The 13,187-nt window shown below is 70.5% G+C and carries 13 protein-coding genes; 3 read left to right on the top strand and 10 right to left on the bottom strand.

Translation table 11 applies throughout. The features are described from left to right. Positions 1-19: 19 nt before the first annotated feature. The 9 genes from ACQEXA_RS00245 to ACQEXA_RS00205 all read right to left on the bottom strand — a co-directional run bounded on the left by ACQEXA_RS00245 (position 20) and on the right by ACQEXA_RS00205 (position 7,804). Entirely contained in the window at positions 20-649 is a 630-nt protein-coding gene (locus ACQEXA_RS00245) for a V-type ATP synthase subunit D (protein ID WP_433128046.1), read from the bottom strand. Next, on the bottom strand, positions 646-2,055 hold the full coding sequence (locus ACQEXA_RS00240) for a V-type ATP synthase subunit B (RefSeq protein ID WP_433128044.1): 1,410 nt from the start codon (positions 2,053-2,055) through the stop codon (positions 646-648). The genes ACQEXA_RS00245 and ACQEXA_RS00240 overlap by 4 nt, the downstream gene beginning before the upstream one ends. Further along, complete coding sequence (locus ACQEXA_RS00235) at positions 2,052-3,740, bottom strand: V-type ATP synthase subunit A (RefSeq protein ID WP_432938595.1); 1,689 nt, start codon at positions 3,738-3,740, stop codon at positions 2,052-2,054. The genes ACQEXA_RS00240 and ACQEXA_RS00235 overlap by 4 nt, the downstream gene beginning before the upstream one ends. Positions 3,741-3,802: 62 nt before the next feature. Then, positions 3,803-4,321 (bottom strand): hypothetical protein, encoded by a 519-nt coding sequence (locus ACQEXA_RS00230; RefSeq protein ID WP_432938598.1) that lies wholly within the window; start codon positions 4,319-4,321, stop codon positions 3,803-3,805. Further along, positions 4,318-4,581 carry a V-type ATP synthase subunit F gene (locus tag ACQEXA_RS00225; RefSeq protein WP_432938601.1) on the bottom strand — a complete coding sequence of 88 codons (264 nt, stop codon included), beginning with the start codon at positions 4,579-4,581 and terminating at the stop codon, positions 4,318-4,320. The genes ACQEXA_RS00230 and ACQEXA_RS00225 overlap by 4 nt, the downstream gene beginning before the upstream one ends. Then, positions 4,578-4,994: an ATP synthase subunit C gene (locus tag ACQEXA_RS00220; protein WP_432938603.1), complete on the bottom strand. Its 417-nt coding sequence runs from the start codon at positions 4,992-4,994 to the stop codon at positions 4,578-4,580. The genes ACQEXA_RS00225 and ACQEXA_RS00220 overlap by 4 nt, the downstream gene beginning before the upstream one ends. After that, positions 4,979-6,442, bottom strand: coding sequence for a V-type ATPase 116kDa subunit family protein (locus tag ACQEXA_RS00215; RefSeq protein ID WP_432938605.1), 1,464 nt, complete (start codon positions 6,440-6,442; stop codon positions 4,979-4,981). Before ACQEXA_RS00215 ends, ACQEXA_RS00220 begins: the two co-directional genes overlap by 16 nt. After that, positions 6,429-7,289, bottom strand: coding sequence for a hypothetical protein (locus ACQEXA_RS00210; protein WP_432938608.1), 861 nt, complete (start codon positions 7,287-7,289; stop codon positions 6,429-6,431). Before ACQEXA_RS00210 ends, ACQEXA_RS00215 begins: the two co-directional genes overlap by 14 nt. A 77-nt stretch (positions 7,290-7,366) precedes the next feature. After that, positions 7,367-7,804: a hypothetical protein gene (locus ACQEXA_RS00205; RefSeq protein WP_433128042.1), complete on the bottom strand. Its 438-nt coding sequence runs from the start codon at positions 7,802-7,804 to the stop codon at positions 7,367-7,369. A 167-nt stretch (positions 7,805-7,971) separates the two neighbouring features. Here ACQEXA_RS00205 and ACQEXA_RS00200 point away from each other — a divergent pair, with 167 nt between their 5' ends. The 3 genes from ACQEXA_RS00200 (at position 7,972) to mgtA (ending at position 11,959) form a co-directional block, all read left to right on the top strand. Further along, entirely contained in the window at positions 7,972-8,895 is a 924-nt protein-coding gene (locus ACQEXA_RS00200; RefSeq protein WP_432938612.1) for a CBS domain-containing protein, read from the top strand. A gap of 334 nt (positions 8,896-9,229) precedes the next feature. Continuing rightward, positions 9,230-9,406 (top strand): cation-transporting P-type ATPase, encoded by a 177-nt coding sequence (locus ACQEXA_RS00195; protein WP_432938615.1) that lies wholly within the window; start codon positions 9,230-9,232, stop codon positions 9,404-9,406. A gap of 18 nt (positions 9,407-9,424) precedes the next feature. After that, on the top strand, positions 9,425-11,959 hold the full coding sequence (mgtA, locus tag ACQEXA_RS00190; protein ID WP_433134394.1) for a magnesium-translocating P-type ATPase: 2,535 nt from the start codon (positions 9,425-9,427) through the stop codon (positions 11,957-11,959). 304 nt (positions 11,960-12,263) lie between these two features. Here mgtA and ACQEXA_RS00185 read toward each other — a convergent pair whose 3' ends face one another. Continuing rightward, entirely contained in the window at positions 12,264-13,106 is an 843-nt protein-coding gene (locus ACQEXA_RS00185; RefSeq protein ID WP_432935809.1) for an IS5 family transposase, read from the bottom strand. Between the last annotated feature and the right edge of the window lie 81 nt (positions 13,107-13,187).

Below are 13,187 nucleotides of genomic sequence, written 5' to 3'. Positions count from 1 at the left end.
GGATCGCGAAGCGCCTTGCTCAGCCGCCGTCCCGATTGCGGGACGACGCACCCCAACGCCGTCGTACCGTCTCCTCGTGCTCCGCCTCCTCCAGACCCAGTTCCACGGCGGCCAGCTCGCGTGTCAGACGGGGAATCCAGTGCCGGCGCAGGGCGCGAACCCGTCGGCGCGTCCGTTCGGCCTCCGCGGCGATGAGTTCGGCCGCGGTGCGGGCAGCGGAGTACTCGGCGGCGGCGCGGACGGCCGCGCGGTACGCCGTCTCCGCGTGAGTGAATGCGGTGTTCCCGGGTGTCCGTTCCGCGGGAGAGCGTACGGGGGCCGTCCAGGACGCGGAGGAGGGGTGGCTCACTCCCATCAAGGCGGTCCACTCGACGTCGACTTCGGCGCGGTCGGCAGGGGACGCCTCGAAGAGTGCCTGCTCGCCACCGAGTAGCAGCCCGCGCACGCACCAGGTCTCCGCCTCGGCGAGCCTGTCCCCCCAGACACGGCCGGCTTCCTCCGCCGTCCGCCTCAACTCCCGCTCGCGGTCGAGCAGGAGTCGTAGTTTGCGTTCCAGCAGGTCCGCTCCGCGCAGAGCGGTACCCAGACTGTGCCGTAGCCGCAATCGGCCTGCGCGCCCGGGCGGTACCGGCCGTCGATGCGCGCTCATGACGTCGTCCCGTCCCTGCCCACGCCGTTGCCGCCGGCGGCGTAGGCGTCGAGCATGGCTGCCGGGATCATGCCGAGCTGGCTGCGGGGCAGGCTCAGCAGCACGTGCCAGGCGCGGTCCAGGGAGTCTTCGAGCGCCCGCCTTTCGTCTGCGTTCTGGGCGAGAAAACCGCGCAAGAACGCGTCTTCCAGGTCCAGGTACCGGCGGTCGGTCGGGCTGAGCGCCGGGCGTCCGATGAGGTCGGCCAGTTCCCGCACCTGCCGGGCGCGGGCCAGTGCGGCGATCAACTGCGCGGCGACGTACGGATGGTCGTCGCGGGTGCGTCCCGCACCTGCTCCTTTGCGCATCAGGCGCGACAGCGAGGCGAGCGGGTCGACCGGTGGATACACGCCGTGGGCGTGGGCGTCACCGGACAGCACGATCTGGCCCTCCGTGATGTAGCCGGTGAGGTCGGGCACCGGATGGGTGATGTCCCCGGCGGGCATCGTCAGTACCGGCACGACGGTCACCGATCCTGGACGGCCCCGGATCCTGCCGCACCGCTCGTAGAGGGATGCGAGGTCGCTGTACAGGTAGCCGGGATAGGCTCGTCGGGCCGGAATCTCGCCCCGAGCGGCGGACACCTCGCGCAGCGCCTCGGAGTAGGCGGTCATGTCCGTCATCACCACCAGGACATGGCGGCCCTCCCCGAACGCGAGGTGCTCCGCGACCGTGAGCGCGAGCCGTGGCGTGAGGAGCCGCTCGATCACCGGGTCGTTCGCGGTGTTGAGCAGCAGTACCAACTCCTTGGCGGCGGAGCGCTCCGCCAGCCCCTCGCGGACGAATGCCGCGTCGGCGTGCGTGAGCCCCATGCCGGCGAAGACGACGGCGAACGCCTCGCCGGCACACGTCGCCTGGGCGGCGATCTGAACAGCCATTTCGAGATGCGGCAGACCGGCGGCCGAGAACACGGGGAGCTTCTGCCCACGCACTAGGGTGGTGAGGACGTCGATGGCGCCGATCCCGGTCAGTACCGGCTCGGTGGGCGGCTCCCGGCGCACCGGGTTGATCGGCGCACCGCCGACCGCGGCGTCCACGGAACCCACCACCGGAGGCCCGCCGTCCGCCGGTTCGCCACGTCCATTGCACACCCGGCCCAGCCATCCGGCGCCGACCGGGATGCGCAGCGGCGCGCCCGAGAACCCGATGCGCGTGCCGGTCCGGTCCATACCTGCCGTGTCCTCGAGGACCTGCAGCACCGCGAGGTCCCGGTCCACCTCCAGTACGAGCCCGTGCCGGCACTCTCCGGAGTCGAGGACGATCGTGGCGAACTCGTCCCAGCCGACGCCGGTCACGCCCTCGACGACCACGAGCGGGCCGCGCAACTCCCGCACACCGGTGTACTCGACTTCGCTGTGCACTCTCATGCGATCTCCGCGAGCCGTGCCAGCACGGTGTCGCGGGCCGTCGCGACGGGAGCGGTCTCGCTCGGCCCCGCGTCCTCACGCGCTCGCAGCAGCGGCGTGAAGTCGACCGCTTCGACGGACTCCACTGGGGCGCCGGTGTCTGCCAGTTCCACGCAGCGGTCGATCACCATCAGGACGGCCTCGACGAGGGCCGCTGTCTTCTCGGGCGTGCAGTACGCGTCCGAGGGCGACAGTGCGTTTTGTTGAACGACCCCCTCGCGCACCAGCCGTCCGGCGAGCACGCTGACGCGTTCCCGCGGTGGAAGGGCCGTGACCCCGACCAGTTCCACGAGATCGGCAAGTCGGTCTGCCTCGGCGAGCAGGCCGGCCACCCGTGCGCGTCGCTCAGCCCACTGAGGATCGCCGGCGCGGGCGTGCGCGGCGGCCAACGCGGCGGCGTCACGGGAGAACGAGTCCGCCCACGAGACCGCCGGGTAGTGGCGCGCGTAGGCCAGGTCGCGGTCGAGATTCCACAGGCACCGCACGAACCGTTCGGTGTGGGCCGTGACCGGCTCGGTGCGATCACCGCCCGGGGGCGACACGGCACCGATGACGGTGACCGACCCGGTGGCGCCGCCGAGGGTGCGCACCGGAGCCGCCCGCTCGTAGAAGGCGGCCAGCTCCGAGGCGAGCCCCGCGGGATAGCCCTCCTCGGCGGGCAGTTCACCCATCCGGGAAGCGAACTCGCGCAGAGCCTCCGCCCAGCGTGAGGTCGAGTCGGCGATCACGACGACGTCGAGCCCCATATCCCGGAAGTACTCGGCGACCGTCGCACCCGTATGCACGCTCGCCTCGCGGGCCATCATCGGCATGTTGGAGGTGTTCGCGATGGTGACCGTGCGGTCTGCCAGCCGGCCCCCGGTACGGGGGTCGGTCAGCGCGGACAATTCCTCGATGACGTCGGCCATCTCGTTGCCACGCTCCCCACAGCCGACGTAGACGATCACGTCGACGTCGCACCACTTGGCGATCTGCTGCAGCAGCATGGTCTTGCCGGTGCCGAACCCGCCCGGGACAGCGACCGTGCTGCCACGGGCCACCGGGAACAGCAGGTCGACGGCCCGCTGGCCGGTGTGCAGCGGCACTGCAGACGACAGCCGCTCCCGCACCGGCCGTGGTCTGCGCACCGGCCAGATCTGCGCCATGCGCACCTCGTGTCCGTCCACCACGGCCGCCAGGGAGTCCCCGGCGTGGTCTCCCGCCTCTGCGATCCGCGCCACGACGCCGGAGCACCCGGGGGGTACGAGGACGTGCAGGGGGACCGACGCCGCGATGTCGCCGAGAACATCCCCTGCCGAAACGCGCTCCCCCTCGGCCACGCGCGGGGTGAACGGCCAGCTGCGACTTTCCGGTTCGGTGTTCCACTCGCCCGCCAGGAGGAAGTCTCCGCCACGGGTGAGGGGCCTGAGCAAGCCGTCGAAGACTCCGCCGAGCAAGCCAGGCCCCAGCCGCACCGAGAGCGGCCCGCCCTGCGGGGCGGCCGGATGCCCAGGCGCGAGGCCGCCGGTGTACTCATATGCCTGGACGGTGACGACATCACCGTGGATCGCGACCGCCTCGCCCGGCAGCCGGTCCTCGCCCAACAGGACCATGTCGTGCATGGCGACGCCGGTGGTGCAGGCGATCTCGACGAGGGGACCGGCCACGCGTAGAACATGCGGCGTTCCGCCTTCGCCGCGCCGATGGCTCACCGCGGCGAACGAGGACGTCATGGCGCCCACAGGTTCTCCGCCTCCGCGCCGAGGCGTTCCAGCGCGCGGTCCGCGAGGGCGTTCGCCGAGAGGTCGACCCGGCGTCCGGGGGTCTCGGCCATCACTCCGCCGTCGGCGGTGGTCGTGACCCGCGCACCGGTTCCGAGCAGTGTCCGGGCGCACGCCTCCAGCCGGACCCGGAGTACCTCTGTCTGTGTCAGCGCCTCGCGAACGCTCGCGCGCACCCGGTCGCGGAGGTCCGCATAGACCTCGGCGCGCGCGGCGAGTTCCCGTGCCCAGGCGTCCTGCCGCGCCCGCACTCGTTCCCGGGCCGCAGCGGCGGTGCCGTCCGCGAGACCCTGCTCCCGAGCCCGTTCCAGCAGTGACTCCGCCTCCACGCGCGCCGTGCGCACCGTTTCGTCCGCATCCGCCCGCGCACTGGCTAGTACGGCGTCGGCGTCCGCTCGCGCCGCGCGGAGCAGTTCGGCGCGCACGGGGGCCAACGGGTCGACGGGACCGGCAGCGGGAGCGGTCATGCCGGCATCACCGCCGTCAGAGGCCGGGAGGGATCAGGCTCCGCCGTCTCGGTCGCCAGGGCCTCGGCCGCCTCTGGCGTGACGATCACCAAGGAGACCGTCCCAGGCAGCGTCCGCCAGGCCTGGCGGACGGCGTCCGGGTGCTCCGCGACCATGACGTCGACTCCGGCGAGGGCCAGCCCACTCACCCTGTTCCGCGCGCCGATGGCGGCCACCGTGCCCATCGCCCTGCCCTTCCAGTTCATGCCTTTCCCGGTCATGCCTTCCCGATCAGCAGGATCGCGACCACCAGTCCGTAGACGGCGATGCCTTCGGCCAGACCCACGATCACCATGGCCCGGCCGAACATCTCGGGGCGCTCGCTGAGCGCGGCCAGCGCCGCCGCCCCGGTGTAGGCGACCGCGATGGCCGCTCCGATCGACGCGCCAGCCACCGCGATGGCGGCCCCGATCAACGCGGATCCGTTGACGGCGGCAGGCGCGGCGGCTCGGGCGGGAGCACCCTGCGCAGGCCCCGAGAGAGCCGTGGCGAGGAGCACGCACGCACCGACCAGTAGCGCGACGTTCGTTGCCAGGAGCCAGCGGAGCGTGTGTCTCGCCCGACGCCGGGGCAGTAGTCGTATGACACCGAGCACCGCGGCCAGTACGGGCAGGACCATCAGCCAGGTGAGCACCCGGTAACCTCCCTTTCAGCATCGGCCGCTGCCGCCGAGGGAACGTGCCAGGGGCGGAACGGACGGCCCTCCGTCTCGAAGAGCCGCGAAAAGATCTCGTAAAACTCCAGCCGCAGTGCTTGAACGCCAGCCACCAGCGCCTCCAGCGCGAGGGAGGCGGCGGTTCCCACGACGAACACCACCACAGCCCCGGTGACGCCTGCGGCTCCCCGCCCAGCGAGGCCGATAGTGCCCCGCCACACCAGATCCGCGAGCGCGGCATGGGTGAGGCCGAACGCCGCGAGCCGCGCGAACGACACGGTGTTGGTGCCCGCGCGCACCACGACATCGAACAGCCGTACCCCGGTCTCGGCCAGCCCTGCGAAGCCTCCCGCCGTGGCCCGGTACAGCCCCACCGCCACCAGCCCCAGCCCGGCCAGGGCGAGCGCCGCCCCGAGGACGGCCACAGTCTGGTAGTGCAGGGCCAGCCCCATGGCCGACAGCCCGAGCCCCAGGAAGAACAGAAGGCCCGCGCAGCCAGACGCCGCATACAGCGCCTTGCCCGGCCCGCCCTCGCGCCACCGGTTGACCGCACCGGCCCCATGGGCGACGGCCAACAGCCCCGCCCCGAAGACGACCGCGGCGGCCAGCAGGCGCGCAGGGCTCTTCATCGGGCTCAGCCACAGCACCGGCAGCACACCCGTCGGCCCGAAGAACTCGCCGTAGGCGGCACCCGCGAGCATGGCCGCCAGCCCGGCTCCGGCGAGAAAGGGCCACAAACGGCTGAACCGAGCGAGTCCGCGAGGCCGCCCCAACCGCAACGCCAGCGCACCGAGCAGCAGCAGCGCCCCATGACCCACGTCGCCGAACATGATCCCGAACATCACGACGTAGCTGATGCCGGCGGGCCACGACGGGTCGACGTCCGCGTAGGGCAGCGTGCCGTACGTCGCCACCAGAGGCGTGAACGACGCGGTCGGCGTCGATCGCAGCAGTGTCGGGGGATCGGCCCCGGGTGGGGTACGCAGCGGAACCAGCGCCCCGCCGGCGGCAGCGAGCCGCCGCGCGAGCCGTGGTACCTCCCTCGCAGGGCACCACCCGGCGAGCGCGGCCACCTCTCCACGCACCACGGCCCCCTGGGTGCGCGCCTCCAACTGCGCCTCGCCCGCCAGCAGCCCCAGGCTTCGCTGCTGTTCCAGGACCTCCAGATCGGGCTCGGAATCGGCCAGGACGGGAGCTTGACCGGCGGCCGACCGCAGACCTGCGGTCGCAGGCGGAGCCGGCTCGGGACGGCCTTCCAACCGCTGCAGCCGGCGTGCCGCCGGCCCTGGGACGGCCCCTTCCACCCGGTCCAGCTCGACACAGCCCGCCTCGGCGATCCGTACCAGCGTCTCCCGGAGCGCCGCGTGCGGTACGACCACCGCCACGCGCTGCATCCGGACCGGCGTCACCGCCTCAGACCAGGGCATCGAACTCCTCCAACGGCCGTCCGCCCCGTGCCGCGGACTCCAAGGCCGCGCGCACCCGCCAGGCGTCCACGGACAGAACCGCGACCGCCCCCACGACCCCCTCGGGCCCGTACCGCCCTTCCCGCAGCATGCCGAAACCGTCCTGCCCGATCACACGCCACCAGCTGGCCTCGGCCCGCCACAGCTCTCCCGGCTTACCGACGTCCTCCAGGACCCAGCGGGCGGCGGAGGGCAGGCGGTCGCGGAAGTCCGGGAACGACGGGGCGTCGACCGCCCGCGACCCCAGGAGCTCCGCCGCGTTCCGGCGCATGGGCTCTGACAGGCGGCGTTGGTGTACGAACAGCTCGCGCGCTGTCAGCAGGGCGGCCCGCGCCCGTGCCCAGCGCCGGGCCGATGGCACCGCTGCGGCCGTAAGCCGGGCAGCCGCTATACGCATGCCCGTGACCAGGGCCCACGGCGTATCCCCGCCCGGGTCGCCCCATGGCGAGGCCGCGAGCACGGTACGCAACTCGGCGGGCGTCGCGGCGTGTTCCAGAGCCCGCCAGGCGGTTTCCAGCGCACCGAGCCGGTACGGCTGCCATTGCGAGGCCCCAGGGGCCGTGCCAGGGCCTTCCTGCGACGAGAGCCGGGACGCGACATTGGCCACTTCGAAACCCGCGGCGAGCGGGCGCAGGAGTCGGGCACCGCCCGGGGGCAGCCAGCCTGCCAGCACCCGTAGATGCCAGAGCAGCGTGGCGGAAACCGCCCGCTGCGCCTCGGGCAGTCCGACCGCCGTCCGTGCGTACTTCCCGTACGGCGTCTCGGCCAGGTGATGCAGCGCGACCTCCAGGGACCCGGCGCTCGCCATCTCCCGGGCGCCTCCCCGGCCAGGGAAACGGCTGGCCAGAGCACGAGACCGGACCACCCCCGCGACCCAGCCGGCACTCACGGCGCTCCCCACGGTCCCTCTGTGCGGAGGGCGTCCGCCACCATGCGGTCCACCAGGGCCGGCATGCGCTCCCTGGCCCGCTCGTGCACCAGCGAGGCGGTGCGTTCCCCGGCCGCGACCCGGCCCTCCACCTCACGCAGGGCAGCACCGCGCGCAGGCATCGCGGCGTCCCGACGGACATGTGGAGCCTGAGCCCGCGCCGCCGCCACGATGTCTGCCGCCTGCCGTGCGGCACTCTTTCGAATCGCCGCGGCCTCCTGGTCCGCCGCCGCACGGATCCGGGCCGCCTCCTCCTGAACGTCTGACAGCAGCGCGAGTGACGGCTCCAGTTCCGCGGCGCGCTCCGCCGCCCGGTCGGCGGGAACTCCGGTGACGGCTGCTCCCGGCGCACCGGTCGGACGAAACCGCGCGAGGAAATCCCGCAGGCCCACCACGAGTGTCCTCCTGCCGGTCTGCCCCCACTGTCAGTCTCACCGCTCCTGTGCAGACTCGCATCGGATGGGCCGTATCGCCGCTCTATCAGGGCCGTTCGGCTCTTGGCCCGGGATGGCGGCACGCGAGACTGGGACGGTAGGCAACCCGACGGAGTCCGGAGGCCGCCATGAACAAGCGCGAGAACCACTCAACGGGCACCGAGGCCCGTCATGCCGTGCCGTCGCGCCAGTGGCGTCCCGGCGAGGAGGGGCGGCAGGACCTGCTTGTACGGTACCTGGGCGCAGTCGCCGCCGTGTCGGCCAGACACGCAGGGGAACCCGCCACCATGCCCCCCGCGACCGGCAGTACGCCATCCGTCTACTCGAAGCCGGGTCCGGTTCCCAAGGCGGAGCGTGAGACCGGCGGCACCCTTGAGGAGAAGCCGCCGCAGCCGCACACCGAGCCTGAGGCACCGCTGGTACGGGACGTGATGGACGTGCCCGCCTCATCGATGCGGGACGACCTTTCCTACCGAGAGATCGCACGCCTGCTGGAGCGCGAGCACGTGGGTGCGATCCCTGTGGTCGACGCCGACGACCGGGTCGTCGGCATGGTGTCGGAGTCCGACCTGCTGGCGAAGGTGGCATTCGAAGCCTCTGACCGCCGATCCGGCCCCCTCGGGATCGGGAGGCTGCGGGAGTGGCAGCTGCACGGCAAGGCGCGGGGGGAGACGGCAGCAGACCTGATGACGAGCCCCGCGATCACGGTGCTTCCCGGTGCGACCGTCGCCGAGGCCGCCTGGCTCGCGGCGCTGTCACGTCTGAAGCGCATTCCGGTCACTGACCACGACGGACACCTGGTCGGCATGGTGCGGCGAAACGCGCTGCTGCTGGCCCTGATCCGGGACGACACCGGAATTCGTCATGAGGTCGAGGCGAAGATCCACGCCTTCTGCTCCCCAACAGACCGCGACGCCGTCGAGGTGCAGGTCCACGACGGCGTCGTGAAGCTCATGGGACGGATGTCGCAAGCCTCGATGTCCAGGCTGCTGGCGGAGGTCGAAGACCTCGACGACGTCGTCGAGGTGAACAACCACCTCACAGCCGTCTGACCCATGGGCCCACACTCAAGTCGGACGCAAATGTGTCCGATGGCCCGGCTGGTGAGGGCTTGGGAGCGCCCGGATTTCGGCCTGGGCGTCACGAGGGGAGCGCCGCGAAGCAGGCGCGGAACTGAGTCCGGACGCCCCCTTCGGGGCGTGGACGGACCGGATCGCAGGTGGAGCGGCGAGACCGCTGTCAGCTCGCCCGCGGCCAGCGGTCGCCGTAGGGACCCGTTCTACTTGCAGTATTCGATCCTGGGGTGCGTGCTGTGTCGTCGAGGTCTTACGTGGCATGTGCCCCTCCCGCTATGAGAGCGGGCAGTCGCCCTGGGGATGGCCGGTGATGGCCACCACCCTCCCGGTGCGGCCCATAGTGGCCGCGGGCCATGCTGCTGCGGCGGCTGCCCGGCCGACCGCTGAGGTGCTGCGCGACCTGGGGGTGACCGGAGATGGTCTGACAGCGGACGAGGCGGAGCGGCGGCTGAAGGACTGGGGCCCCAATGCGGTCCACTCGCACTGAGCACGGGCATGGCTCGTTCTGTGGCATCAGCTGCGGTCTCCTCTGCTGGGCCTGTTGCTGGCCACGGCCATCGTCTCCTACTTCGTCGGCGAGCGTAGCGACGCTTTGATCATCGGGGTGATCGTGCTGCTCTCCGTCGGCCTAGGCTTCGTCAACGAGTACCGGGCGGAAAGGACCGCCCAGGCGCTTCACGCGAAAATCCACCATCAGGCGGTCGTGCTGCGCGATGGCCAGCCGCAAGAAGTAGAGGTGACCGGCCTGATCCCGGGAGATGTGGTGGAGTTGCGGCTGGGCGACATCGTGCCGGCGGATCTGCGGCTGCTTCAGGTCACTGGACTGGAGTGCGGCGAGTCGGTGTTGACCGGTGAATCGCTGCCAGTTGCCAAGGACACGGTCCCCGTCCCCGCTGGTACGCCGCTGGCAGAGCTGTCTGCATGCGCGCTGATGGGCACGGTCGTGCACTCCGGAAGGGGCCGTGGGGTCGTTGTCGCGACCGGCTCGGGAACCGAGTTCGGGAAGATCGCCACTGGGCTGAGCGGCCATCAGCTGGAGACCGAGTTCCAGGTTGGGCTGCGTCGTTTCTCGATGCTGTTGGTGTATGTCGCCGGGGCATTGACCACGTCGATCTTCGTCATCAATGTGGCCCTCCACAAGCCGCTAATCGACGCCCTTCTGTTCTCGCTGGCCATCGCGGTAGGGATCACTCCGCAGTTGCTTCCCGCAGTGGTCTCCACGAGCCTGGCCGCGGGGTCGCGTCGGATGAGTCGCCGCAAGGTACTGGTCAAGCGTCTGGTGTGCATCGAGGATCTCGGCGACGTCGATGTGCTGTTCACCGACAAGACCGGAACGCTGACACAAGGCCGCATCGACTTCATGCGGGCCGTACCGGTCGCGAGCATCTCACCGGAGGAGGTGCTGCGTCTCGGCCTGCTGTGCACCGAGACGCAAGTGACTGATCAAGGCCGGCCGGTGGGCGGCAACCTGCTGGACGCCGCTCTGTGGGACTCCCCGGTCTCCGCCTCCCAGCGCTCAGCCCTCAGCGGCTGGAGGCGGCTCGAGGTGCTGCCCTTCGACCATGAGCGGCGGATGGTCTCCGTCACAGTCGACAATCCCGCCGGCGTGACGATGCTGATCACCAAGGGTGCCCCCGAGGTGGTGCTGGAGCGTTGCGCACAGGTACCCGAAACTGCCCGTCAGGCACTGGACGCCGAGTTCGCCGCCGCCAATCGAGTTGTGGCAGTGGCGACCCGGCCCGCACATGCGGACACTGCCCTCACGTCCGCCGACGAGTGTGACCTTCAGTTGGCCGGCCTGCTCGTCTTCCTCGATCCGCCCAAACCCGGCCTGGCCGAGGCGCTGGGGCGGCTGGACGCACTGGGCATCACCATGAAAATCGTCACGGGGGACAACCCGGCGGTGGCCGCCAAGGTCTGCCACGACCTGGGGATGGGCGAGGTCGACGTCCTGACCGGAACCGACCTGGACACCATGGACGACGACCAGCTCACCGCCGCGATCGGGCACACCACGATCTTCGCCCGGGTCGGGCCCGAGCAAAAGGCCCGCATCGTACGCACCCAGCGGCGGACCGGTGGCGACGTCGCCTTCCTCGGCGACGGTGTCAACGACGCCCCCGCACTTCACTCCGCCGACGTCGGGATCTCGGTGGATTTGGCCACCGATGTGGCCAAGGATGCCGCCGATGTGATTCTGCTGGAGAAGGATCTCGGGGTCCTGGCGGATGGGGTGGCCGAGGGACGACGGATCTTCGCCAACACCATCAAGTACGTGCTGATGGGTACATCGAGCAACTTCGGCAATATGTTCAGCGCGGCCGGCGCCTCGCTGTTCCTCAGCTTCCTGCCGATGCTGCCGTATCAGATCCTGCTCAACAACCTTCTGTACGACAGCAGCCAGCTCGCCATTCCCACCGACGAGGTCGACGAGGAGCAGGTGCGCCGCCCGGCCCACTGGGACATCGCCTTCATCCGGCGCTTCATGGTGTGCTTCGGGCCCGTCAGCTCGTTGTTCGACTTCGTGACCTTCGCAGTGATGCTACGGGTGTTTCATGCCAACCCGACCCAATTCCACACCGGCTGGTTCGTGGAGTCCCTTGCCACGCAGACACTGGTGATCTTCGCCATCCGCACCTGCCGCATCCCCTTCTGGCGCAGCCACCCAAGCCTCCCGCTGACCCTGACCGCGCTCGCCGTCGTTGCTCTGGGCGCCGCCCTGCCGACGACCCCACTGGCCCGTGTCCTCGGATTCCAGCCCCTGCCGGTTGGCTTCTTCGGCGCGGTCGCCGCCATGGTCGCCGTGTACCTCCTCCTCGTGGAGATCGGCAAACGGATCTTCTACGGGACCGCGCGCGCACCAGTGCCACCACGACCTGCCATCGGTCACCGCCACCTGCGGCGCCGCGCCGCACAGTTCAGCACCATCACCCGACTGCGGCGACCCAGACCCCTCCGCCGTCCCCCGGCGCACGGACCACATACAGCCGGAGCCACCGGGGCCCAGCGGTCAAAAGCTCCTCGGATCCCATCGCAATGATCTACCGGATGGCCTGACACCCGGGCTTCCGAGCCGGCCTGTTGAACAGGCGGGGCCCACTGTGGCGATCACTCCTTGATCACGCTCTTGGCCGGGCGGACGGATGCGGCCGGTGCGCCGGAAAGCGTCTGTCCGGTCGTCTTGCCGCGGGGGCGTGGCGGGTTCCCCAGCAGTGGGTGAGCTGAGCGACGAGCAGGAGACCGCGGTCGCCTTCGTCGGTGGTGCGCGGGTGGCGCAAGTGCGAGGCAGCGCTGCTGGAGTCGGTGACCTCGCAGATTAAGAGGCCGCGCGGATAGGGGTGCAGTCATGGTCGGCGGCTGGGGCGTTCGCCCCAGCGGTGAGTCGTCCATGCTCGTCGGATCAGACTACGCACGGTGATGACAGTGTCGGTGAGGTCGAAGAATGCGTCGATGACGGTCGTGCGCCGCTCGTAGCAGCGGGCGAGCCGACAGAAGGCGTTCTGCCATGCGTGGGTGCGTTCGACATGCCAGCGTTGACTGGCCTGGATGGGTGCCTTCTCGCCTTTGTGTGCTATGCGTCCGTGCAGGCCGCGTTCGTTAAGTAGCGTGCGGGTCTTGTCCGAGTCGTATCCGGCGTCCAGGTGCACGGTGATGTCGTCGGGTAACGGCCCCAGGTCGTCCAGACGTTCCAGGGTGGGGGCGAGTAACGGGGAGTCGTGGCGGTTGGCGCCAGCCAGGACACGACCCAGGGGAATCCCGTACCCATCCGTCATACCCGAGCGTTTCAGGCCCTGTTTGCCGCGATCGACCGGGGAACGACCGGCGACCTCGCCGCCTCCGGGCGCCTTGGTGATGGAGCCGTCCACGGCGATCTGATCGAGAACGAGGCCGACGATCCGGTCATAGGAGTCCAGCGCGATCTGCTTGAGGCGGGCGAACACGCCGAGTCGTATCCACTCGTCGCGACGGCTGCGGATCGTGGTGGCCGAGCAGGTCGTGTCGGCGATCGCCTGGTAAGAACAGCCGAAGCGCAGCAGTTGCAGCAGTTTGTCGAAGACGATCCGATCGCTGATGCGTCGGCGGTGGCAGCCGAGTGGATGGTCTGGGTGGAACTCCGTCCGCCTGGGCAGCAGGGCCATGAATTGGTCCCAGAGCGGTTCGGTGAGCCATGATGGCAGCGCGGGCACAGGTCTCCTCAGTGATCACAGAGCGTCGCAACTCCATGATCACTGGGACCTGTGCCCGTTCGCTGTCGGGGTCCCCCAACC

The sequence above is a fragment of the Streptomyces sp. CA-106110 genome (assembly GCF_050936285.1).
Classification (GTDB): domain Bacteria; phylum Actinomycetota; class Actinomycetes; order Streptomycetales; family Streptomycetaceae; genus Streptomyces.
Note: the sequence above shows the minus strand (reverse complement) of the source record. Positions and strands in the feature narration are given on the sequence as shown.

Excerpts from the sequence above, each read along its gene's own strand:
- ACQEXA_RS00200 (WP_432938612.1), top strand. The coding sequence starts at position 7,972 with ATGAACAAGCGCGAGAACCACTCAACGGGCACCGAGGCCCGTCATGCC.
- ACQEXA_RS00210 (WP_432938608.1), bottom strand. The coding sequence starts at position 7,289 with ATGGCGAGCGCCGGGTCCCTGGAGGTCGCGCTGCATCACCTGGCCGAG.
- ACQEXA_RS00240 (WP_433128044.1), bottom strand. The coding sequence starts at position 2,055 with ATGAGAGTGCACAGCGAAGTCGAGTACACCGGTGTGCGGGAGTTGCGC.
- ACQEXA_RS00195 (WP_432938615.1), top strand. The coding sequence starts at position 9,230 with ATGGCCACCACCCTCCCGGTGCGGCCCATAGTGGCCGCGGGCCATGCT.
- ACQEXA_RS00215 (WP_432938605.1), bottom strand. The coding sequence starts at position 6,442 with ATGCCCTGGTCTGAGGCGGTGACGCCGGTCCGGATGCAGCGCGTGGCG.
- ACQEXA_RS00225 (WP_432938601.1), bottom strand. The coding sequence starts at position 4,581 with ATGACCGGGAAAGGCATGAACTGGAAGGGCAGGGCGATGGGCACGGTG.
- ACQEXA_RS00230 (WP_432938598.1), bottom strand. The coding sequence starts at position 4,321 with ATGACCGCTCCCGCTGCCGGTCCCGTCGACCCGTTGGCCCCCGTGCGC.
- ACQEXA_RS00245 (WP_433128046.1), bottom strand. The coding sequence starts at position 649 with ATGAGCGCGCATCGACGGCCGGTACCGCCCGGGCGCGCAGGCCGATTG.